Annotated in this window: 20 protein-coding genes; 4 read left to right on the top strand and 16 right to left on the bottom strand. The window is 52.0% G+C overall.

The window, feature by feature from the left end; genetic code table 11:
• Nucleotides 1-16 precede the first annotated feature (16 nt).
• Nucleotides 17-1,183, bottom strand: coding sequence for a Fic family protein (locus DFR26_RS02890; protein WP_116207425.1), 1,167 nt, complete (start codon nucleotides 1,181-1,183; stop codon nucleotides 17-19).
• A gap of 178 nt (nucleotides 1,184-1,361) precedes the next feature.
• Between DFR26_RS02890 and DFR26_RS02885 the strand changes: the two genes are divergently transcribed.
• Genes DFR26_RS02885 through DFR26_RS02870 form a run of 4 tightly spaced genes read left to right on the top strand, consistent with a single transcriptional unit; the run spans nucleotide 1,362 to nucleotide 5,257 of the window.
• Nucleotides 1,362-2,309, top strand: a complete 948-nt coding sequence (locus tag DFR26_RS02885; protein ID WP_116207424.1) for an LpxL/LpxP family acyltransferase — start codon at nucleotides 1,362-1,364, stop codon at nucleotides 2,307-2,309.
• Nucleotides 2,306-3,439 (top strand): glycosyltransferase family 4 protein, encoded by a 1,134-nt coding sequence (locus tag DFR26_RS02880; protein ID WP_116207423.1) that lies wholly within the window; start codon nucleotides 2,306-2,308, stop codon nucleotides 3,437-3,439. Before DFR26_RS02885 ends, DFR26_RS02880 begins: the two co-directional genes overlap by 4 nt.
• An 8-nt stretch (nucleotides 3,440-3,447) precedes the next feature.
• Complete coding sequence (locus DFR26_RS02875) at nucleotides 3,448-4,389, top strand: glycosyltransferase family protein (RefSeq protein WP_116207422.1); 942 nt, start codon at nucleotides 3,448-3,450, stop codon at nucleotides 4,387-4,389.
• Nucleotides 4,382-5,257, top strand: a complete 876-nt coding sequence (locus tag DFR26_RS02870) for a rhamnan synthesis F family protein (protein ID WP_181898964.1) — start codon at nucleotides 4,382-4,384, stop codon at nucleotides 5,255-5,257. Before DFR26_RS02875 ends, DFR26_RS02870 begins: the two co-directional genes overlap by 8 nt.
• Nucleotides 5,258-5,414: 157 nt before the next feature.
• Here DFR26_RS02870 and DFR26_RS02865 read toward each other — a convergent pair whose 3' ends face one another.
• The 15 genes from DFR26_RS02865 to glnA all read right to left on the bottom strand — a co-directional run bounded on the left by DFR26_RS02865 (nucleotide 5,415) and on the right by glnA (nucleotide 21,562).
• Entirely contained in the window at nucleotides 5,415-6,122 is a 708-nt protein-coding gene (locus tag DFR26_RS02865) for a NeuD/PglB/VioB family sugar acetyltransferase (protein WP_116207420.1), read from the bottom strand.
• A gap of 13 nt (nucleotides 6,123-6,135) precedes the next feature.
• Entirely contained in the window at nucleotides 6,136-7,053 is a 918-nt protein-coding gene (locus tag DFR26_RS02860; RefSeq protein ID WP_147300257.1) for a WavQ, read from the bottom strand.
• A 2-nt stretch (nucleotides 7,054-7,055) separates the two neighbouring features.
• Nucleotides 7,056-8,198, bottom strand: coding sequence for a dTDP-4-amino-4,6-dideoxygalactose transaminase (rffA, locus tag DFR26_RS02855; protein WP_245952991.1), 1,143 nt, complete (start codon nucleotides 8,196-8,198; stop codon nucleotides 7,056-7,058).
• 113 nt (nucleotides 8,199-8,311) lie between these two features.
• Entirely contained in the window at nucleotides 8,312-9,214 is a 903-nt protein-coding gene (locus tag DFR26_RS02850; RefSeq protein ID WP_116207418.1) for an ELM1/GtrOC1 family putative glycosyltransferase, read from the bottom strand.
• Complete coding sequence (locus tag DFR26_RS02845; protein ID WP_116207417.1) at nucleotides 9,211-10,233, bottom strand: glycosyltransferase; 1,023 nt, start codon at nucleotides 10,231-10,233, stop codon at nucleotides 9,211-9,213. Before DFR26_RS02845 ends, DFR26_RS02850 begins: the two co-directional genes overlap by 4 nt.
• A 25-nt stretch (nucleotides 10,234-10,258) precedes the next feature.
• Nucleotides 10,259-11,203: a glycosyltransferase family 2 protein gene (locus DFR26_RS02840; protein WP_181898963.1), complete on the bottom strand. Its 945-nt coding sequence runs from the start codon at nucleotides 11,201-11,203 to the stop codon at nucleotides 10,259-10,261.
• The gene (locus DFR26_RS02835; RefSeq protein ID WP_116207415.1) at nucleotides 11,187-12,008 is read right to left on the bottom strand and encodes a polysaccharide deacetylase family protein; all 822 of its coding nucleotides are present in this window, start codon (nucleotides 12,006-12,008) and stop codon (nucleotides 11,187-11,189) included. Before DFR26_RS02835 ends, DFR26_RS02840 begins: the two co-directional genes overlap by 17 nt.
• Nucleotides 12,008-12,862, bottom strand: coding sequence for a mitochondrial fission ELM1 family protein (locus tag DFR26_RS02830; RefSeq protein WP_116207414.1), 855 nt, complete (start codon nucleotides 12,860-12,862; stop codon nucleotides 12,008-12,010). The genes DFR26_RS02835 and DFR26_RS02830 overlap by 1 nt, the downstream gene beginning before the upstream one ends.
• Nucleotides 12,863-12,931: 69 nt before the next feature.
• Complete coding sequence (locus DFR26_RS02825) at nucleotides 12,932-13,855, bottom strand: branched-chain amino acid transaminase (RefSeq protein ID WP_116207413.1); 924 nt, start codon at nucleotides 13,853-13,855, stop codon at nucleotides 12,932-12,934.
• Nucleotides 13,856-13,970: 115 nt separating this feature from the next.
• Nucleotides 13,971-14,858, bottom strand: coding sequence for a dTDP-4-dehydrorhamnose reductase (gene rfbD / locus DFR26_RS02820; RefSeq protein ID WP_116207412.1), 888 nt, complete (start codon nucleotides 14,856-14,858; stop codon nucleotides 13,971-13,973).
• The gene (gene rfbC / locus DFR26_RS02815) at nucleotides 14,855-15,394 is read right to left on the bottom strand and encodes a dTDP-4-dehydrorhamnose 3,5-epimerase (protein WP_116207411.1); all 540 of its coding nucleotides are present in this window, start codon (nucleotides 15,392-15,394) and stop codon (nucleotides 14,855-14,857) included. The genes rfbD and rfbC overlap by 4 nt, the downstream gene beginning before the upstream one ends.
• Nucleotides 15,391-16,260: a glucose-1-phosphate thymidylyltransferase RfbA gene (gene rfbA / locus DFR26_RS02810; protein ID WP_116207410.1), complete on the bottom strand. Its 870-nt coding sequence runs from the start codon at nucleotides 16,258-16,260 to the stop codon at nucleotides 15,391-15,393. The genes rfbC and rfbA overlap by 4 nt, the downstream gene beginning before the upstream one ends.
• Nucleotides 16,257-17,324: a dTDP-glucose 4,6-dehydratase gene (rfbB, locus tag DFR26_RS02805; protein WP_116207409.1), complete on the bottom strand. Its 1,068-nt coding sequence runs from the start codon at nucleotides 17,322-17,324 to the stop codon at nucleotides 16,257-16,259. Before rfbB ends, rfbA begins: the two co-directional genes overlap by 4 nt.
• Nucleotides 17,321-20,032, bottom strand: coding sequence for a bifunctional [glutamate--ammonia ligase]-adenylyl-L-tyrosine phosphorylase/[glutamate--ammonia-ligase] adenylyltransferase (gene glnE / locus DFR26_RS02800; protein ID WP_181898961.1), 2,712 nt, complete (start codon nucleotides 20,030-20,032; stop codon nucleotides 17,321-17,323). The genes rfbB and glnE overlap by 4 nt, the downstream gene beginning before the upstream one ends.
• Nucleotides 20,033-20,152: 120 nt before the next feature.
• Complete coding sequence (gene glnA, locus DFR26_RS02795) at nucleotides 20,153-21,562, bottom strand: type I glutamate--ammonia ligase (RefSeq protein ID WP_116207407.1); 1,410 nt, start codon at nucleotides 21,560-21,562, stop codon at nucleotides 20,153-20,155.
• Nucleotides 21,563-21,895 lie beyond the last annotated feature (333 nt).

The following is a 21,895-nucleotide window of genomic DNA, read 5'->3' as shown; positions in this document are numbered from 1 at the left end:
ACCCGCAAAAATCAAATCAAGGCATGGCCAAGCGCTCGAGAATCGCATGGGCATAAAACACCCGATTTCTCCGGCGAGATGGCTCCGTTAATATGCCGCGCGCAACCAGCTGCTCGATGGCTTTATTGGCCGCCGGAAAGGAAATAGTGAGCAGGCGCGCCACTTGCCGCACCGTCACTACGGGATAGCCCAGCAATAAGCTAGGCAGGCGACGCGCTGCTGCATCGACGCGCAGGTCATTGAGCGATGCAAGCCATGCCAACTCAATCGCGTTGAGATCACGAGCAATGGCAATAGCCGAATCGGCAGCGTTACAAATGGCCTGGCATAGAAAAATGATCCATTCAGCCCACTTGCCTTGCAGCTGAACCGCCGCCAGCGCGTCGTAATAATCGCGGCGGCGACTGAGTAAATAGCCCGACACATACAGTGGCGGATAGCCCTCTGCCGCCAGCATCAGCGGGATGAGTAAGCGCCCGACACGACCATTGCCATCGGCAAACGGATGGATGGTTTCGAACTGCGCGTGCGCCATCGCCACCTGCGCAATAATCGACAACTCACCATACTCATCCTCAGCCATCTCGTACTGCAGCAAGCTAACCTCAAGCTCGCGCATGCAGTCGGCAATATAGGCTGGTGGTGGTGGCACAAAGGTCGCCTCTTCAATGCGTGTACCGGCACCAATCCACGCCTGTTTTTCTCGGTATTTGCCCGGCGTCAGTGCGGCCTGACCATCTTGCATCAAGACGCGATGCATCTCCTTGATCAGCCCCAATGAAAGCGCCTGGCGAGTACCTGCCCCGCGCAATGCATTCAGGCCAAGCTCCAAGGCCTCGACATAACGCTCGGTGATCGTGGCATCGGTAGGCATACCCTCGCCGCCTGTGGCTTCGAACTCCAGCAACTCATGCAGCTGCGTTCTAGTGCCCTCAATTTGGGAGCTTTGCACCGCCTCTCGGCGCGCCAACGTTCGCGTTAATAAATCCGTGTTGGGCAACAAATCGGCATGCGCTTTCAGCGCTCCCAAGGCCTGATGCGCCGCTTGCAGCGCCGCCGATAGCGGGCCACTCGCAGGCAGCCGACGAGGCGCTGGCGGTGGCACTAAAGCATGCACATGCGAATAACCATCGGCTTTTACCAGCGCCAACCGAAGCGCTGCACTGAGGTCGGTACGACGCATGCGCGACTCCCATTAAACATAAATAGATAAAGCGTAAGCTAATGGATAATGCGATAAAGTTAAATAGTGGCGCTGCTTATTAACGCTTAAAAGCTCGGTGCCGGCGTAGATAAACACTGGAGGCAAATAGTCTAGCCGCATACACTAGACCGTGTTTAGGATTTGATGACAGGTGGTTATGGGCCGCATTGTTCGCGCCAACGATGGCATCACGCTGGCCATGCTGCACCCGCGCTATTGGCCAATGTGGCTGGGCCTCGGCCTGATGTGCCTGCTCGGCTGGCTGCCGTGGGTGATGCTAAAAGCTATCGGCGCCGGCATCGGTGCACTGGCGTATCGGCTCGTGCCATCGCGCGTGAATGACACGCGCGTGAACCTCACGCTGTGCTTTCCCGCGCTGACCGAGACCAAACGCGAAGCGCTAGTCCGCGATGTGTTTCGCCAAGGCGGCATTGGGGTGATGGAAGTCGCGCGCGGCTGGATGCGCGCGCCACAGCGCCTGCTCAAAGACTGCCACGTGGTCGGCCTCGAACACGTGCAAGCGGCCCATGCCCGCGGCCGTGGCGTGATTATTCTCGGCGCGCATTACAGCCACTTGGACTTGAGCGGCGTCATTATTTCGCAGCAGTTTCCGCTGCAAGTGGTCTACCGTCCACAAAACAATCCAGTGGCCGACTGGTTTATTCGCAACCGCCGCGCCCAGCTCTACACCGGCCAAATCGATCACGCCGACATGCGCACCTTATTTAAAGCGCTGAAAAACGGCGAAACCGTGTGGACATCCGTGGACCAAGACTTCGGCCTCAAACAGGGCGTCATGGCGCCATTTTTTGGTGTGCCCGCCGCCACCCTCACCGCCACCAGTCGCATGGCCAAGGTCAATGGCTCCGCCGTGTTATTTTCGCATTTCGAGCGCCACAGCGACGACCGTTACTCGCTGAGCTTCACACCGGCGCTAGACGGCTACCCCAGCGGCGATGACGTGCTCGATGCCACGCGCATCAATACCGCACTCGCTGATCTGATAAGCCGTGCACCGGCGCAATACATGTGGTTTCATCGGCGCTTTAAGAGTCAGGCTGATGGCACGGTGCATTACGCAAGAAAACGGAAAAAACACGCATGAAAGTGCTGCAGTTATTACCGGCGCTCAATAGCGGCGGCGTTGAGCGCGGCACATTAGAAATAGCCAAAGCACTGATTGAGGCCGGCCATGAGTCGTATGTGATGTCTGCCGGCGGTCGCTTGGTCGAGCAGCTCGAACGCGAAGGCAGCACGCACATTACGCGGCCCATTCATCGCAAATCGCTCACCAGTCTGCTGCAAATTTTGCCGCTACGCCGACTTTTACGCGAGCTCAAACCTGACATCGTGCACGCACGCTCGCGTATCCCCGCATGGATTGCGTGGCTTGCGTTGCGTGGCATGGACCCGACTACGCGCCCGCGCTTTATCACCACCGTACACGGCCTAAATTCGGTCAGCCCCTACAGCGCCATCATGACCAAAGGCGACGCGGTCATTGTAGTCTCACAAACCGTCTACGACTTCGTGCGTCAAAATTACCCGAGCTGCCCGCCGGAGAAGTTACACCTGATCTATCGTGGCGTAGACCCTGAAGAGTTTCCGTTTGGCTATCAGCCATCGAACGAATGGCTGGCGCAATGGCACAGCGACTTTCCCGAGCTAGCGGGCAAAACCATTTTGGCGCTCCCTGGGCGCATCACGCGCTTAAAAGGCCACGAGACATTTTTGAAGCTGTTGGCCGAACTGCTGCCAAGGCATCCGCAGATTCATGGCTTGATTATTGGCGGCGCGGAAGCAAAAAAAACCAAGTATTTAGACGAGCTTAAAGCACTAGTGGCTCACTTAGGGCTGGATGGGCGAGTGACCTTCACCGGACATCGCAGCGATATGCGCGATGCGCTCAGCCAGTGCAATGTGGTGTTTGCCCTGTCGACAAAGCCTGAAACCTTTGGGCGCGCGGTACTGGAAACGCTACGTTTAGGTGTACCAGTGATCGGTTGGGATGTAGGCGGTGTTGGGGAGATTTTGCGGGCGGTTTATCCGGAAGGGGCAGCAACTCCTAAGAGTGTTGGTGAGCTTTATCATAATGTATCTCGCTTAATCGCGACACCTGCACCGCCGACACAGAATCATAAGTTTCAATTACAGTGCATGTGCGCAGAGACGCTACATCTCTACGAGCGCGTTACTTCATTACTAAAAGCTACTTACCCGTGCACCGGCGAGTAAACGAACAAATGACTACTCCCAATCGGCTAATGATCATTGGCAAGCGTGGCGGCATCCTGCATTGGTATGAAGATGTCTTAAGCGCAGCTGGACCTAACGCCTACGGCTTTGCTTTGAATCACTCAACGCTCATCACGCGTGCCCTAAAAGGTATATTCGGTGTTCATTCCGGCATTTATAAGCAGCGAGTAGCGCGTGAGCTATCTGCTGCTCTTACCTATTTTTCGCCAACACATATTTTGCTTATCGATCTTTTTTATCTCAGACCTGAAATAAATGCATTGATCGCAAGCTCTGGCGCTAAAACGGCACAATGGATTGGTGATAAGTTTGACGAGAAACTTGCAGACAACTCCTCCATACAGAGGTTTTACTTCACCGATAGTGCACTGGTTAAACAAGGAATAAGTCTTGGACTGGCATCTAGCTATTTAGCGTTAGCCACTAACCCACCCAGCGATGCATTGCCAAGCTGGGAGTCTCGCAGTGACCAATTATTATTTGTGGCAGCACCATCAGATAATCGTATAAAAATGCTGGAAAAAATTAATTACCCAACATTAGTGATAGGGCCAAAATGGCCTGATATTAAAAACCCAGCAATACAAATACGCAGAAAGCGCTTATCACTAAAAGCCGTACGCGCTCTATACAGCCAGCATAAGTTTGTTTTGAATCAAATAAATAGTAAAAATATTATATCAGGATTACCATCTCGCTGCTTTGATGTTACAGCATATGGCGCCTGCTTAATTACTGATAAAGTGGCTGACCTAGAATTAAACTTTGCTAAAAATCATGAGGTTTTGGTTTATACATCATCCAGTGAAATTTCAGGCTTAATAAAAAGTAACAGCGAATGCAGGCTAATTGCTGAGCATGGACAAAAGCGCGCTCAGACGGACCACACGTATGCGAAGCGCGCAAGAAGTATTTTGCATCATGAATAACTATGCACATTCAAAGACTCTATGTTTGTTTAGTAGCTATTTTAGTACACCTTCTATTCCATTTTTTATACGCTACTATTTAAGCCAATTAATACCGCACTGCAAGAAGCTAGTTTTTATAACCAATAATTGTCGTGAGCTTGACCAAGAATCACATGACTGGCTTGAAAATAATAATATAGATCTTATTACAGTTAAAAACGAAGGTTACGACTTTGGCATGTGGCAGAAAGCTCTTCGTCAATTAAAAAACCTTGAGTATTACGATAGCCTTTGCCTAAGCAATGACTCATGCATTTGCTTTGCCCCTCTTACTAGTTTTTTTAACTTACATTATCAAAAAAAATCTTTGGCAACAGGGCTAGTAAAGTCGCATGAAAAAAATGAGCATTTACAATCTTATTTGTTGCTACTATCCGAAAAAGCGAAAGACTTAACAATACAGCACATCTTAAGCATGAAGATCGAATCAACGAACTATGACGACGTGGTTCAATTTGGTGAGCTTGGCCTATCAAGTTTTCTGCGTGAATCAAATATCCCGCTAATTGGGCTTTATGAACCTACTGAAAGTAAATATGAAAACCCTAGCTTCATGTATTGCCCTAAATTACTTGAAGCAGGAATGCCTATGATAAAGAGAAAGATACTTGGCTATCCGCCAGGTTTTTATTTAAGAAAGGCAATTTATAATGGATTTGATTACAGGCGCGAACACTTAATAAAAATCATATACATAATACACGCAAAAAATTATGAAAATCTTGAATTGTTATTTAAAAATATTCCGCCAAAAAGTTTTCGTGGGGAAATTCAGCTTTATAGAAGAGCAATACGATATTGGATACAAAAAAAGCCAATGCTATAAAATCATACTCAAATTAACAGCAATGCTTTCAAAGCCTAAACCAATAAAGCTAGTTAAAAAACATTATACAATATAATATAACCCTATAGCCACTTAATTATTTTAAGTTATAGATATTAAATAGCAGCAGTGTCTTTAGAAGCATATGGTATAGCTTTTATTTTTTTAAAGCCCCTAAACCACTTAGTAAGCTTTGCACAATATCCTCATTATATTTAAATAACTTACTTTTGAGAAAATTTGCTGGCGCACCAACATAAACACCATAAGGCTCTATATTTTTTGTAACAACTGAGCCAGCACCGATATATGAACCTTCACCTATGGTTAGATCTGGCAAAATAGTAGCGTTTGTACCAACAGTAACGTATTTTCCTAAATTGACTCTTCCTGCAATTGCAGCTGCACCCATAATATGGCATCCCTCACCGATTATGCACTCATGGTCTATTGTTGCAGACGTATTTACTATGCAGTATTTACCTAAGCTAACAAACTTGCCAATTACAGCGCGTGGCATTATCTGGCACCCTATAGATATACTCGAAGTGGCATCAATGTAGGCACTGGGATGGAAAACCGAGCCCGGTTCAATTCCACAGGATTGTAGAGCATCAGAGATTTTTACTCTTGCCAAACCATGATCAGATCCAATACAAACTAAAAATCTATCGAATGTTGGCATTATAGGTAGCAATTTTTCTATACTGTTTATTAATTTAAATCTTGATTCGAAACCTAGAGACTCAAGACTTATGTCAAAAATTGTACCTGATGATTCAAACCCCATATCCTGCATAATGCTTATATTTATTCTTGCCTGGCTACGCCCCCCCCACAAAAGCATATTTTTTTTCTTAGACATTTATAGCATCACTCTAATTAAAGTATTCACTAGAAAACTCTATGAATGATGCAACTGAAGCCTCAGAGGCAGCCACTTCATCATAGACGCGTTTAATAGCTAGTTCTGTGTTTGGTATGTCTTGGCCAAAATAGTCATCACCATAATAAATCCCAAAACGATCTCTTTCATCCGGATACCAATCATTGATACCAACATTTTTATCAGGTATAACTACTGATTTACAGCCACACAAAATTGCAAATAGCGAATATGCAGTATAAGTATCGTAAGAATAAAAAACTTTAGTTTTCTTAAAAACCTTTGCAACATCATCATGGCTCAGATTATCAATAAGAATGCTATCACTCAAATCATGAATAATTTTCTTCCCTAAACCCTTTCTTATACAGTACGCACTGCCAGTTCTCTCATTCATTATGCCCGACATATTGTAAAGACTTAATGGATAGTCGACAACCTTCAAGAATTTATCATAAGGCTTAAGGCCAAATATGTTAATGGGCTTTATAGCTGTATTAAACCTAACTGCAACATCATTACTTGAATATGAAAAAACACCAGTATGAAATGTTGGATTATGAAGAAACCAACGGACCACATTTTTTGCCCTCAATGGATTACCATAAACCACCTCCGGGTATATTACAACCCATCCATCATTCTGCAAGTCCTTGACATTGTGCATATAAATTGGCGTATTAAAGTCTGGATTAGTCTTTAATTTTTTCACGCAAGCAAGTCTTATCTTATATCTAGAGAAGTCTGACAACGCTTTTAAAAACCCTCTTTTTAATAAGTCGGGCTGATCTATAGATTTAATAATATAGGCGCTTCCGCCAAGCTCATTTATTATATGGCACAGCTTATGCAAACATACTGCCCCACCAATTTTTTCGTTCCAATCATCAGTAACAATTAAGTATCTCATCATCATACTCTTCTTAATAGAATGTCATTAAGGCTGTCACTAATAAAAGAAACTTGTTCAAAAGTCATATCATAGTATAGTGGCAGCCTGAGCAAACAATCTGAATACCTTTCTGAGTTACTCAAAATAGGACCCTTATGCTTTCCTTTAAAGAAGTTACTATTGTGAAGGGATTGGTAATGAAAAACGGCACCAATCCCTAATTTCCGTAGCTCACTAATAACAAAGTCCCTCTCACTCATATCTCTACATACCAAATAATACATATGAGCGTTATTTGTGGCCCACTCAGGGATTTCAGGAGTAACTATTCCGAGTTTTTGCGCCCATGCAGATATACTCTCATCATATAAGCGCCAAATACTTTTTCTTTTTGCTTGTATATCTTCAATTGATTCAAGCTGCGCAAATAAATACGCTGCATTTAGCTCAGATGGAAGAAATGAAGAGCCGATATCGACCCAACCATACTTATCAATATCACCTCTAAAAAAGGCGCTCCTATTAGTCCCTTTCTCTCGCACAATTTCTGCTCGTTCAAAATAAGCCACATCATTTATAGAAAGCAATCCACCCTCACCACATATTATGTTTTTTGTTTCATGAAACGAGAATGCGCCAAAAACACCAATCGAGCCCAAAGGAATCCCTTTGTAATATGAGTCCACAGCTTGAGCCGCATCCTCAACTATATATACATTATTACTGTCTGCAATTTTTTTTATTTCATCCATATCGCAAGCCACACCTGCGTAATGAACAACGACAATAATTTTGGTTTTATTTGTAACAAGCTCTCGTATACTTTCTGTACATATATTTGGATTATTACTTGAACTATCTGCAAAAACTATTTTTGCACCCCTAATAGCAAATGCATTCGCTGTCGATACAAAAGTGTATGAAGGGACGATAACTTCATCCCCAGGACCTATATTTAGCAATATAGCTGCCATTTCGAGAGCATCTGTGCATGAAGTGGTCAAAAGACACTTGGCAAATCCATACTTACTTTCGAAAATACTGTGACATCGCTTTGTATATTCACCATCCCCTGATAATTTATTATTATTTATGGCATTCGCTATATAAAATATTTCGCTTCCATTTGAGTGTGGCTTATTAAACGGAATGGGATTAATCACAAATAGATCCTTCAGTAAAATCAACAAAGTTATTATACATTATTTTAAATTTTAGTTTTCTTGGTTTATCGAAATTTCAAACCCGTTACTTATCTAAAATTGACATCATATCCTTAACACATATCACGAATAGCCTTTCGTATGATCAGCTTATCAGTAGCAAAACGATTCAACGCACTCTCATACCGCGAGTCCGCAAATGCCTGCTCAGGACTTAATGCGTAAACCGGTGTGCCCGCCACCATGGCATCGGCAAGCATCGACATGCTGTCTGATGTCACAAAAATTCGATCCGCCGCACCCAAATACGCACTCATCACAGCGCGAGGCGCTTGGCTATACCATACAACATCGACTAGGAGCTCCTTAGGGATTGCGGTTTGTAGTGCAATCTCTGCTTCCATGCCAGTTCGGCGAGACGTTGTTAGCAACCAACGACAACCATAACGCTGACTGAGCATCATCATTGCTTCCGCTAGCGCCTTCCAATCTTTTGGACTGTAACGAAAACCAGCCCCATCTCCACCAATAATCATGGCCCATAACGGCACATCGATTAGGCCCAAACGCTCACGTAACTGACGGCCTTCCTGAGCAATCTTACTGGGTAATAGCGGACTTAGTGGCACTTTCAAAACTACATTATTATCTGAGCCAATGGCTTCTAATGTATAAATTGTTGTGAAGTTTTTAGGAGGTAAGCGCCGTAACGAGCCAATAAATAAATTGGGTCTCTGCAACTGTCGAGCAAGTAGCACATTTGCAAAAGAGGTATTGCCACCCGCAGACAGCACTATATCGGGCATACCAGACGGCAACGTAAAGTCATACGCCAGACTCAGCCAACGAAAAGATCGTGGACTACAACGGATCCATGCTCTCAGCAAAGGCCGCCAGATTTTATGGCGTAGCCGCACGGGCACCTCCACCACAGTTAAATCTGGGAGACGCGCTAAAGCGCGTGCCTGATTCACGTGCCCCGCCAGACCGTCACTGAGTATCCAGACTACTTTCATGTGTCTAATACTCGCCGATAAACTGACATATTGGCTTGCACCATTGCCTCTAGCGTAAGACTCTGGCGCGCTGCTACAAAGATGCCACCCTGCTTTTCACGCAGACCCTTTGGCTCACCTAAGTGAGTCGTCAGCAAGTGCGCCAAGGCGCTGGGTGCTTCAGGCTCACACATAAATTGCGCGGGCAGATAATCTGGAACCATGCCTACTCGGGTCGATAACACGGGGCAACCTAATAGTAGCGCTTCAGCTAATGTATAAGGTCCACCTTCATATCGGGATGAAATAAGCAACGCATCTGCTAGGCAAATCAAGGCCGAAATATCATCACGGTGTCCCAAAAAGCGAACACGCTGAGATAGATTTAGATGGTTTGTTCTTGCAATTAAGCTTTCTTCTTCAGGGCCATCACCTACAACTAGCAAAGTGCCAGCGACATTGGCTTGCTGCCACGCATCTAACAGTATGTCCAAGCCTTTTGCGGGCACTAATCGAGCCACTGACAGAAAAATCGGTCCCTCTGGTAGCTCCAGCTCATTGGTCAGCCGATTAAGCGTGGCTTGAGAGGGCTGTAAAGATGGCGCAATTCCGTTATGAACAATGGTTACATAACGATGCTTCAAAGCAGCGGCAGCTACATCACTCACCGCAATAACACCTGCAAAGTGCTGGTATTTATTATTAGACTTAAGATTATGCTGAGTAGCGACAGCAGGTAGTGTCAACCATGGAAGTAATGTGTCAACCATGGCCATGGCCTTACTCGCTTGCGCATGCACGATATCTACGTTGTGTCGCAACAATGCGCGGTAAAGCTTATAAAGCGCGAATGGATTACGACGACCGCGTGCTAAATCCACTGACTCAATAGTAACCTCAGGCACAAAGCGATCTGCATATCTGGAATGCGCAATAGCAACTACGTCCACGCCATGCGCGACTAGACCATTACAAAGCTCAATGAAATGCTTCTCGAGGCCACCCTCCTCGTTGCCAGCCATTACTTGAGCTACCTTCATGCTCTGCCGCCTAAGATATTAGCAATCATTGCAAAAAACTCTTTATACAGGCGGCGAGCATCCTGCCTAGTGACTTACCTACCCGCTGATAATAAAACGCTCGTGCATAGTAACGAGCGGCAGTTTTATATTTTTTCTGCTGATCAAAATGCCTGCCCGCGCGGTGCCAAGCCTTCCATAGCGCGACATTCGCACCCACCGTCCACGGCGAAGATTGTCCCACGTGTTGCGCCAGAGCCCGATCTAATCTGTGCACATAACAAATCCGACTATTTTGGTGTGGCTTATTGGAAAGCTGATCCGATGTCGCCGACTTGACTTGATTGCGATAAATGACCGGCGTGCCCCCCAAGTGCCCCCAGCGGCCCTGACAGGCAATTTTCATGAACAACAAGCGATCTTCGGCATAACGCATTTTTTCATCAAAGCCGCCAACAGCAAGAAATGTGGCGCGCTTCACGAGCGTCGCTGATGTGCCCGGCATCGAGGCCATAATCGCTAAAGGCCCTTGCAGCTGCGGCGCCAGCTCCATCGATAATAAGCGCTCTGCCAACATCTCGCCGTGTGCACTAAACACGGTTTCTTTAAATGGCCGTGAACAAGCCACCGCATCGGGGTTAGCTTGCATGTAGGCACTGAGCTCAGCGAGATGATCGACAGGCCAAAGGTCATCGGAGTCTAAAAAGGCAATCGCATCGCAATCGGTTAAATACGCCACGCCTCGGTTTCTAGCCGCGCCCGGCCCTTGGTTGAGTTGTCGCTGGTAACTCACCGCAAGCTCAGTGACCCATAGCGCCTGCCATTCTTTAACGACTTGCTCGGTCTGATCGTGCGAACCATCATCGATGATGATGACCTCGGAGGGCCTCAGATGTTGCTGTAGCACGCAGTCGAGCGCTTGCGTAATTAAATGGGCGCGATTGTAGGTGGGGATGACCACGCCAATGCGGAGCTTATTTTCGCCAGCCACGCCGACCTCCGCGCATCCGCATGGCAAACGCCAGCAAACTATCCTTGCCACTAACCTTAATGCGCTTCAAGTCCAAGGGGTTAGGTGCAGGCTCGCGCGCATCAATGCCCTCCACCGTGGTCACTGCCGTGGCGTAACCAACCTCGCTGGCAAGCGCGACATCGTCGGCACTATAAATACCAAACGGATAAGCAAAGCTCATGATGGCCTGGCCAGTCTGCTCGCGAAGCCGCTGCTGAGATGCACTCAGCTCATGGCGCTTATCGGTCTCAAGCGTAGTCGCTAAATTGCAGTGCGTGAGTGTGTGTGAACCGATTTCAATGCAGCCACTAGCAACCAGCTCTGCTAATTCGGCATAGCTGAGCTTAGCTTCGCGCGCCAACTCGCCGCTATTGTGATGGGCCTTTTTGTAAGTTGACCAGTCGCGATCGTGTCGATCAACAACGACATAGACCGTGGCTTTGGCACGGTACTTTTGCAGGATGGGTAAGGCGTTATGGAGGTTATCGGCGTAGCCATCATCGAAGGTAATGGCCACCGCCTTTTCCGGCAGCATGGACCATTGCGCCCATAACTCACTGACGGTAAAAAAAGTGAATCCGCGCTCGCTGAGCCAGCGTATTTGCTGCTCAAAACGCTCGGGGCGCACGCGCAGGCCATTAAATTTAGCACCTTTTTTGTGTAGGCTGACCATGTGATACATGAGTACGCGCGGATGCTGCCAAGACACGACCGGGCGCCACCACGCGTAGCGATGCGAGAACCAAACCAGCCACAGGGTGGCGAGTACAGCGACAATGATCATCAGTTCGGGCTCAATAAGATGTTGGCGACACGATCCGCCTCCGCCAACACCGCCACGCGCGCATTAAGTGCAGGCTGGTTGGTACCAACGGCCCAGCGCGTCACCAAGCCATCGCGCTCCAAGCGGGCAATGCCCTGCGCCAAACGGCCTCGGCCGCCCGTCAAGCCAATAAGGCCAACGCGACATGCCGCAGACAAGGCTTCATAAATCATCGACACGCTATCCTCCGTGACCCATGCCATCTCGGCGCTGGCCAACTGCCCGTGCAACCAACCCTGCGGACAAGACTCCCACGGCTGATAACTCGAGGCAAATGCCTCCGCCAGCTGTTGTCGCAAAGCCGGCGGCGTTCGTCGGGAATCGGTAATTTGTAAGTCCTCATGAGCGCTGGCGAGCTGACTCACGGCGCGAAATACTGCTGCGTCATCCCAGGCAAAATGCTTGCCTTCGCCGCCCACCAACACCAGTGTGCTGCCCGCCCTTTTTTCTCCGGGGCGCATGGCATTGAGCACACCGCGCGTCTGGATAACATTGGCGCCGCTAAGGCCATCATGCTCAGGTGCCACTACAGTATCGAAGCACCACGTAGGCAGTGACGGCGACATCAATGCCACAGCACGACCACCATAGCATCGGCGGGCAGCGAGCAGCCTCCAATGCGTGCGATGGCCAGCGCCAATAATCAGATCCGGTGCGGGCAAATTCGCGCCGGGGGCAAAGCGCTTGAGCAGCCAATGCCAAAAACCAATGCGCAGTGGCGCTAGCGAAATCGTGTGAACCTGAACTGTCGTTAGCCGCTCCAACGCACTGACCAACCCCAACGTCTGGCTCTCATGTCCGGGCTTACCATCCATCAGACGCCAGATGCACAAAGGCCGCGCACTTGGGGAAGTCGCGGCCTCGTTGGTGCGCACGGGCAAGCCTTACGCTACCGGTGTCAGCCAGCTGGCATGCTCGGCGGAGCGACCATTGACGACATCGAAGTAGGCTTTTTGCAACACGCTGGTGATCGGGCCACGATGGCCGGCGCCAATTTGGCGCCCATCGAGCTCGCGGATCGGCGTGACTTCAGCAGCAGTACCCGTAAAGAACGCTTCGTCGGCAATATAGACTTCATCGCGGGTGATGCGTTTTTCTTTGACCGTGTAGCCGTGCTCGTGGGCGAGCTGGATCACGGTTTTACGGGTAATGCCGTCGAGGCAAGACGTCACATCCGGCGTGTAGATCACGCCATCGCGCACGATGAACACGTTCTCGCCCGAGCCTTCAGCCACATAGCCCTCGGGGTCGAGCATCAGCGCCTCTTCGGCACCGCCGGAGATGGCTTCTTGCAGCGCCAACATCGAATTGATGTAGTTGCCGTTGGCTTTCGCGCGCGTCATCGAAATATTCACATGATGGCGCGTGTAGCTTGAGGTGCGCACTTTGATACCGCGCTCCAGCGCTTCTGCGCCCATGTAGGCTGGCCATTCCCACGCAGCCACGATCACGTGCACTTTCAAATTGCTGGCGCGCAGACCCATGCCTTCAGATCCGTAAAACACCATTGGGCGCAAATAGGCGTGCGGCAGCTTGTTTTCGCGAACCACGGTGCGATGCGCTTCGTTGAGTTCGTCGCGCGTGTAGGGCATCGGCATATTCATGATGTGCGCCGACATAAACAGACGTTCGGTGTGCTCTTTTAAGCGGAAAATGGCTGCGCCACGGTCGGTCGCGTAGGCGCGCACGCCTTCAAATACGCCCATGCCATAGTGCAAAGTATGCGTGAGCACGTGGGTTTTCGCCTCGCGCCAGGGCACGAGCTCGCCGTCATACCAAATCACGCCATCACGATCAGCCATCGACATCGTCAGTCACTCCACCGGGTAAATGCGCAGCTACACGCGCGCACACTTACTGAAAAATTAGTCGCATATTGCACCATAAAAGCGGGCTCTCGGATACTAGGCGAAGGCAGGGAAATTAGGCTTTTAACTGATTTACTACCGTCTCCACACCTACACGCCAATCCGGCAACGCCATGTCAAACTCGCGTTCGAGCTTAGTCGTGTCCAGACGCGAATTAGCCGGTCGCGCAGCTGGCGTGGGGTAGTCGCGCGCCGGTATACCTGCCACCTGCTCGGGCGCAATATTCAGCACCTCACCGCGCGCCTGCGCACAGCGCAACACATGCTGCGCATACGCCTGCCAATGCGTCTCGCCCGCCGCGGCTAAGTGATACAGCCCAGTAGTCGGGCCCAGACCACCCTGCACTTTATCGATGAGCGTGGCGGTGACATCGGCAATCAAATCGGCGGAGGTTGGTGCGCCAAACTGGTCATTGACCACCGATAAACTCTCGCGCGTTTGCGCGAGCTTGAGCATGGTTTTTAAAAAGTTATTTCCATGCGCGGCAAACACCCACGTGGTGCGAAATACCCACGTCTGCACACCTGCCACCGCTGCGATGGCCTGCTCGCCGGTGAGCTTGCTGGCGCCATAGGCATTGAGCGGCGCTGGCGCATCGGACTCAACGTAAGCACCAACTTTTGTGCCATCAAACACATAATCAGTGGAGTAATGCACCAGCTTCGCACCATGCGCTGCGGCCCATTCGGCGAGCATTTTCGGCGCTTGCGCATTGATGGTGAACGCCAGCTCCGGCTCACTTTCGGCTTTATCCACAGCCGTGTACGCCGCGGCGTTGATGATCCAGTCAGGACTATTTGCATCGAGCACGGCGCGTAGATGCTCGGGCTGGCTTAGGTCTGCCGAGTGCCTATCGAGCGCGACAATCTCGCCTGAGCCCGTCAAGCGCTGAGTGAGCGCCTGGCCGACCTGGCCATTGGCACCGGTAATCAAGATTTTCATTGACAAAACTCAGCCCAGCTCAAGCCCTGCTGATCTTTCGCCGACAAACTCGGTGCGCCTGTTAATGGCCAAGCAATGCCCAGCTCAGGATCATTCCATTGGATGCACACCTCCGAGGCCGGGTGATAATAATCCGTGGTTTTATACAAAAAGTCGGCGGTCTCGCTGAGCACCAAAAAGCCATGCGCAAAGCCAGCCGGCAGCCACAGCTGGCGCTGATTGTCACCGCTGAGCTCAACCAGCACATGCTGACCAAAGGTCGGCGAGTCGCGACGAATATCCACCGCCACATCGCACACAGCGCCGTGCGTGACGCGCACCAACTTACCCTGCGGCTGCACCGTCTGAAAATGCAGACCGCGCAACACACCCTGCGAGGAGCGCGAATGGTTATCTTGCACGAAGCGCACATCACGACCCACGGCGTCATTATAGGCCTGCTGATTCCAGGTCTCTATAAAAAAGCCGCGGCTATCGCCAAAGACTTTCGGCTCAATAATCAGCACATCGTCAATGGCCGTGCGCGTGATCTTCATGCCTCACCCACGAGCTTTTTCAGATACTGACCATAGGCGGTTTTGCCCAAGGCATTTGCTTGCACCAAGACCTCGTCTTTGCTCAGCCAGCCGTTGGCATAGCCGATCTCTTCCAAGCAGGCGACCTTCAAACCCTGACGCTTTTCGATGGTTTGCACATACATGCCCGCCTCAATCAGCGAGTCATGCGTGCCGGTATCGAGCCAGGCAAAACCGCGACCTAAGAGCTCGACGTTTAAATCGCCACGCTCAAGATAGGCATTGTTGACGGCGGTAATTTCGACTTCGCCACGCTCCGAGGGCTGCACAGCTTTGGCGATCTCGACCACGTCGTTATCGTAGAAATACAAGCCGGTGACCGCGTAGCTAGACTTCGGCTTCAAGGGTTTTTCTTCGATCGAGATGGCTTGGCCTTGCGCGTTGAACTCGACCACGCCAAAACGCTCAGGGTCATTGACCCAATAGCCAAAGACCGTGGCACCAGCACCGCGCTGCGCGGCGCGCTTGAGCTTCTCGGTGAAGTGCTGACCGTGGAAAATATTATCGCCAAGCACCAAGCAAACGCTGTCTTTGCCGATGAACTCTTCACCTATGATGAACGCCTGCGCGAGGCCATCGGGGCTTGGCTGCACGGCGTACTCAAAGCGCACACCAAACTGCGCGCCAGTGCCCAGGAGCTTTTGGTATTGCGGCAAGTCATCGGGCGTGGAGATGATGAGAATGTTGCGGATGCCGGCGAGCATGAGCACCGAAATCGGGTAATACACCATGGGTTTGTCGTAGATCGGCAGCAGCTGCTTGCTCACACCCAAAGTGATGGGGTGCAGCCGTGTACCGGAACCACCGGCTAAAATAATACCTTTCATTGTGCCGCTCCTTTGCGTTCTAGCTGGTAGGCCCCACTCAACACCCGCTGCCACCAGCCTTCATTTGCCAAATACCAGTGCACGGTTTTACGTAGGCCCGACTCAAAGGTCTCCGCCGGCGTCCAACCTAACTCGTGCGCAATTTTTGAGGCATCGATGGCGTAGCGCGCATCGTGACCGGGGCGGTCTTTTACATAGGTGATGAGGTCTTGATAAGCCGCCAACCCCGCTGGTTTACGATCCGCAGCGAGCTCCTCAAGCAGTGCACAAATGCGCTGCACCACGGAGATATTGGTCTGCTCATTGTGGCCGCCAATATTGTAGGTCTCGCCCACTACGCCGGTAGTGGCGACCTGAATCAGCGCGCGCGCGTGATCTTCCACATAGAGCCAATCGCGCACTTGCAGGCCGTCGCCATAGACCGGCAAGGGCTTGCCCGCCAGCGCATTTAAGATCATGTGCGGAATCAGCTTTTCCGGAAAATGATACGGCCCGTAGTTATTCGAGCAGTTGGTGATCAGCGTCGGCAGGCCATAGGTGCGTTGCCAGGCGCGCACCAGATGATCGCTGGCGGCTTTACTGGCCGAATACGGCGAGCTCGGTGCGTAGGGCGTGGTCTCTAAAAACAGGTCATCGGTGCCGTGCAGGTCGCCATAGACCTCATCGGTGCTGATGTGATGAAAGCGGAACGCAGCTTTGCGCGCCTCGGGCAAGGCCATCCAATAGGCGCGCGCAGCCTCCAGCAAGGTGTAAGTGCCGGTGATGTTGGTGTGGATGAACTCGCCCGGGCCATCGATGGAACGATCGACATGACTCTCGGCGGCCAAGTGCATGATGACATCGGGCTGATGCTCAGCGAACACGGCATCGAGCGCGGCGCGATCGGTGATGCAGACCTGCGCGAAGGCGTAGCGCGACGAGTTGGCGACCGCACTCAGCGACTCCAGATTGCCGGCATAGGTCAGGCTATCGAGGTTAATCACGCGGTGTGATGTGTTCTCGATGAGCTCGCGCACCACGGCGGAGCCAATAAATCCGGCGCCGCCGGTGACTAGAATGTTCATTGATGCATTACCTGCTGCCATGTCTGTTGTACCGCCTCTCGTTCCTTAAGCAGCGTAGTGTAATCCATTGTGCGGCCTGCGTTGGCGAGCGCCTGTCGGTGACCGCGGGCGCGCAAGGCAATGTAGGCATTCATCAGCGCTTGAGCCGTGCCGGCCGGCAACAAATCGGTGTGCATAAACGTCTCCAATAACCGCATATTATCGGGCCATTGGCAGATCTCCGGATGCTTAGGCGCATGCGCCAGCGCCAGGTATTGCACAAGAAACTCGATGTCGACCAAGCCACCGAGGCTATGCTTGAGATCGACCTCGGCAGGGTCTTTCGGCGCTAAGTGCTCACGCATTTTGTCGCGCATTTCAACCACCTCGGTGCGCAGTGCCTTAGCATCGCGCGGGCGGCACAACAAGGCCTCGCGGGCACGAGCAAAGTCGGCGGCCAAGGCCGCATCACCCGCCACCACGCGGGCACGCACTAAGGCCTGATGCTCCCACGTCCACGCGCTTTCGGCTTGGTATTTAGCAAAGCCATCGAGCGACGTCACCAGCAAGCCCGAGGCGCCCGATGGCCGCAGCCGCATATCGACCTCATAGAGCTGGCCGGTGGCCATGGCGGTGGTCATTAGGTGGATGATTTTCTGGCCAAGGCGCGCGTAAAAACTGGCGGTGTCGAGCGGCTTGGCGCCATCGGTCTCGCCGGCGGGATCACCATTGTGGATGAACACCAAGTCGAGGTCGGAGCCATAGCCGAGCTCAATGCCACCGAGCTTGCCATAGCCCACGATAATAAATCCCGGCTCACACGCCGAGCCATCGACATGACGCGGACGGCCATGCTTGGCCACCAGTTGTCGCCAGCAGACATTGAGCACTTCAGCGAGTACGACCTCAGCAATCCAGGTTAATGCATCACTGATTTTCATCAGCGGCAATGTGCCCTTTAAGTCCGATGCCGCAACCCGCAAGACCTGGCCTTTTTGGAAGATGCGCAGCACATCCATCTGCCGCTCAAGGTCATCCTCTGGGATGCGCGCTAGCTGAGCGCGCAAGTCGGCTGCTAACACCTCGGCGCTTGGTGGCGCAAAGAGCGTGGCGGCATTGAGTAGTTCATCGAGCAATACCGGATGACGGGCCAAGGCCTCAGCAATCCAAGGGCTCGCCGCGCATAAGTCCACCACGCGCGCCAGCGCTGGCGGGTTTTCAATGAGCAGCATCAGGTAAGCTGAGCGTCGCAGCGTGGCCTCGATGAGCGGCAGCACGCGTGCCAAGGCCAGCTCGGGGTGCTCATGCGCTTGGCAGTGCGCGACCAGCAACGGCAGCAATCGTTGCAAACGCGCGCCCCCGGTGCCGCCAAGTTGCTGCGCCGCGCGCGAATCGATCAGCGCCTGCACCGATGCTGGCCATGCCTCCACCGCGGGGGTGTCGGCAGCGTCGCTATCGCGCGCCACAATGACATCTTGGAAGTGCTCATTAACCGCATGACGATGCCCGCGTAGCACGTCTGAAAAGCCTGCCCAATCGGCAAAACCCATGGCCGCCGCCACGCGCTGACGATCATCAGTATCGGTGGGTAACATTTGCGTTTGCTGGTCGTGCAAGGCCTGAATGCGATGTTCGACATCACGGAGAAAATAATAGGCGCTAATGAGTTCATCGACAGCGGCTTGCGGCAGCAGCTCACGCTCAGCCAAGAGCGGCAAAATCACCAACAGCTCACGCGCTTGCAAGGCGGTATCGACACCGCCACGAATGAGCTGAAAGGCCTGTGCAATAAACTCAATCTCACGGATGCCGCCAGCGCCGAGTTTGATATTGTCTTCGCGGTCGAGCCGGCGCACCTCGCGGGCAATCATGGCTTTCATCTCGCGCAAGGACTCAAACGCGCCAAAGTCGATATAGCGCCGATAAACAAAAGGCTTGAGCGATTTCATCAGGCGCTCACCGGCGGCTTTATCGCCGGCGCAGACCCGCGCTTTGATGAACGCATAGCGCTCCCATTCGCGACCATGACGCTCGTAATACCCCTCCAGCGCATCGAAGCTTGCGGCGAGAGCTGAGCCATCGCCCCACGGCCGCAGACGCATATCGACGCGAAACACAAAGCCATCGGCGGTGACGGCATCGAGCAATGCGATCAGGCGCTGGCCGACTTTAATGAAAAACTCTTGGTTGCTAATGCTACGCCGGCCATCGGTCTCGCCATCCTCTTCATAGCTAAAAATCAGGTCAATGTCGGAGGATAAATTCAGCTCACCGCCACCGAGCTTACCCATGCCAATGACCACGAGCTGCTGGGCTTTGCCACTGTCTTGACCCATCGGCCTACCATGCAAAAGCGCGGCCTCGGCGTGCGCTTGTTTGAGTGCCACTGCAATTGCAGCATCGGCAAAATGCGAGAGCTCAGCGGTGGTCTCGGGCATACTCACCGTTGGTGACATATCGCGCGCAATCAAGCGAAGCTGCTCAACGCACCGCCATTGTCGCAAACGCGCCTGCCAGCGCGCATCCACCCCGCGTGCTAATTCGGGCAATGGCCGACTCTCAGGTCCGGGCAAATCGGCCACCTTCGCCTCTGCCACCGCCAGCCATTGCGCGGCATCACGTGCATCAGCGCAGCTGGTCTGCAGCGCAGCACGCTCGGCATCGGATAATTGCGCAAGGTGTTGGCGAAACCACGGCGACCAGGCCTCGGCAATAGTGAACAGCTCCATGCGGCCTCTCTTTGGCGACAATATCGGTGCCTCGATGATGCCATGGTCGCTGCTCATTTGCCGATGCCAAACGCAAAAAGGCCTGCACGAGGCAGGCCTTTTTGACACAGCACTAAGCGATTAGCAGCTGTAGTACAGGTCAAACTCAACCGGGTGAGTGGTCGTGCTAACACGACGCGCTTCTTCGGTTTTCAGTTCAATGTAAGCGTCCAACATTTCTTTGGTGAACACGCCGCCTTTGAGCAGGAACTCGTGATCCGCTTTCAGTGCGTCCAGCGCCATTTCTAGGCTGTGCGCAACCGTTGGGATCTTGGCTTCTTCTTCAGGTGGCAGGTCATACAAGTTTTTGTCAGCCGCTTCACCGGGATGAATCTTGTTTTGGATGCCGTCGAGGCCAGCCATCAACAAGGCGGCAAACGCCAAGTAGGGGTTAGCCACGGGATCTGGGAAACGCGCTTCAATACGCTTGCCTTTCGGGCTGGACACGTAGGGAATACGGATCGAGGCCGAACGGTTGCGTGCCGAGTACGCCAGCATGATGGGCGCTTCGTAGTGTGGCACGAGACGCTTGTAGCTGTTGGTCGACGGGTTGGTGATGGCGTTCAAGGCGCGTGCGTGCTTGATCACACCGCCAATGAAGAACAAAGCCATTTCCGACAGGCCAGCGTACTGATCGCCGGCAAACAGGTTTTTGCCATCTTTGGAGATGGACATGTGCACGTGCATGCCAGAACCGTTGTCGCCAACGATGGGCTTGGGCATGAAGGTGGCCGTTTTGCCGTAAGCATGCGCGGTGTTGTGGATGGCGTATTTCAGCACCTGAACTTCGTCGGCTTTACGCACGAGGGTGTTGAAAGTCACACCGATTTCAGCCTGGCAGGTCGCCACTTCGTGGTGCTGCACTTCGACCTTGCCTTCGCCCAACATGGCTTCGATGGCGGTACACATAGCAGCACGCAAGTCTTGTGCAGGATCAACGGGTGGCACGGGGAAGTAGCCGCCTTTGATGCGCGGGCGGTGACCGGAGTTGCCGCCTTCGATGCTGTCATTGGTCGACCAGGCAGCTTCCTCAGCACTGATTTTCACGCTGCAGCCGGAGTAGTCGATTTGCCATTTCACGTCATCGAAGATGAAGAATTCAGGCTCTGGGCCGAAGAATGCGGTGTCGCCAATGCCGGTCGACTGCAAATAGGCTTCAGCGCGCTTAGCGATGGAGCGTGGATCGCGCTCATAGCCTTGGCCGGTCGATGGCTCGATGACATCGCAGGTCACCACCACGGTGGATTCTTCGAAGAACGGGTCCATAAAGGCCGTTTCGGCATCGGGCATGAGAATCATGTCGGAGGCTTCAATGCCTTTCCAGCCGGCGATGGAGGAACCATCAAACATTTTGCCGTCTACGAAAGTGTCTTCGTCGATGGTGTGGGATGGGTAAGACACATGTTGCTCTTTACCCTTGGTGTCGGTGAAACGGAAGTCAACCCATTTGGCTTCGTTTTCTTTGATCAGATTCAGCACCTTGTTCGACATGGTGGCTCCTCCAGAGAGCTGGTTTTCAATTCAAGTGGATGACTAACGGGGGCGCAGAGCGCGCGTTGTCTGGCAATGAGTTCAGCAACATCCATGCCAGACTGTTTTTCAACAACATGCACGCAGTCTAGCGACTCAGCGTGCGCTATTGTGGTGCCTGACGGGCACATTTAGCACCAATTCAGTGCAAAATGCTTCAAAAATGCACCACGATGACGCAGCCAAGCCGCGAAGCGACGCCTACGTCGTCTCGCGGAGGCATACGATACCATTTATTGCTCAAAGACAGCAGAGCCTCTACTCTTGGCCTACGCGTTTTCCGTTTATTCGAGC

Source organism: Paraperlucidibaca baekdonensis, from assembly GCF_003387535.1.
GTDB lineage: Bacteria > Pseudomonadota > Gammaproteobacteria > Pseudomonadales > Moraxellaceae > Perlucidibaca > Perlucidibaca baekdonensis.
The sequence above is the reverse complement of the archived record's forward strand: the minus strand, read 5'-3'. Positions and strand labels throughout refer to the sequence as shown.

What these genes read in the sequence shown, in the direction of transcription:
- rfbB (WP_116207409.1), bottom strand. Translation starts at nt 17,324, where the DNA reads ATGAACATTCTAGTCACCGGCGGCGCCGGATTTATTGGCTCCGCCGTG.
- DFR26_RS02870 (WP_181898964.1), top strand. Translation starts at nt 4,382, where the DNA reads ATGAATAACTATGCACATTCAAAGACTCTATGTTTGTTTAGTAGCTAT.
- rfbD (WP_116207412.1), bottom strand. Translation starts at nt 14,858, where the DNA reads ATGAAAATCTTGATTACCGGTGCCAATGGCCAGGTCGGCCAGGCGCTC.
- DFR26_RS02835 (WP_116207415.1), bottom strand. Translation starts at nt 12,008, where the DNA reads ATGATCATTGTCGCTGTACTCGCCACCCTGTGGCTGGTTTGGTTCTCG.
- rfbC (WP_116207411.1), bottom strand. Translation starts at nt 15,394, where the DNA reads ATGAAGATCACGCGCACGGCCATTGACGATGTGCTGATTATTGAGCCG.
- DFR26_RS02885 (WP_116207424.1), top strand. Translation starts at nt 1,362, where the DNA reads ATGGGCCGCATTGTTCGCGCCAACGATGGCATCACGCTGGCCATGCTG.
- DFR26_RS02875 (WP_116207422.1), top strand. Translation starts at nt 3,448, where the DNA reads ATGACTACTCCCAATCGGCTAATGATCATTGGCAAGCGTGGCGGCATC.
- DFR26_RS02845 (WP_116207417.1), bottom strand. Translation starts at nt 10,233, where the DNA reads ATGAAGGTAGCTCAAGTAATGGCTGGCAACGAGGAGGGTGGCCTCGAG.
- rfbA (WP_116207410.1), bottom strand. Translation starts at nt 16,260, where the DNA reads ATGAAAGGTATTATTTTAGCCGGTGGTTCCGGTACACGGCTGCACCCC.
- DFR26_RS02865 (WP_116207420.1), bottom strand. Translation starts at nt 6,122, where the DNA reads ATGTCTAAGAAAAAAAATATGCTTTTGTGGGGGGGGCGTAGCCAGGCA.
- DFR26_RS02890 (WP_116207425.1), bottom strand. Translation starts at nt 1,183, where the DNA reads ATGCGTCGTACCGACCTCAGTGCAGCGCTTCGGTTGGCGCTGGTAAAA.
- DFR26_RS02830 (WP_116207414.1), bottom strand. Translation starts at nt 12,862, where the DNA reads ATGGATGGTAAGCCCGGACATGAGAGCCAGACGTTGGGGTTGGTCAGT.
- DFR26_RS02880 (WP_116207423.1), top strand. Translation starts at nt 2,306, where the DNA reads ATGAAAGTGCTGCAGTTATTACCGGCGCTCAATAGCGGCGGCGTTGAG.
- DFR26_RS02860 (WP_147300257.1), bottom strand. Translation starts at nt 7,053, where the DNA reads ATGAGATACTTAATTGTTACTGATGATTGGAACGAAAAAATTGGTGGG.
- DFR26_RS02825 (WP_116207413.1), bottom strand. Translation starts at nt 13,855, where the DNA reads ATGTCGATGGCTGATCGTGATGGCGTGATTTGGTATGACGGCGAGCTC.
- DFR26_RS02850 (WP_116207418.1), bottom strand. Translation starts at nt 9,214, where the DNA reads ATGAAAGTAGTCTGGATACTCAGTGACGGTCTGGCGGGGCACGTGAAT.
- glnA (WP_116207407.1), bottom strand. Translation starts at nt 21,562, where the DNA reads ATGTCGAACAAGGTGCTGAATCTGATCAAAGAAAACGAAGCCAAATGG.
- glnE (WP_181898961.1), bottom strand. Translation starts at nt 20,032, where the DNA reads ATGGAGCTGTTCACTATTGCCGAGGCCTGGTCGCCGTGGTTTCGCCAA.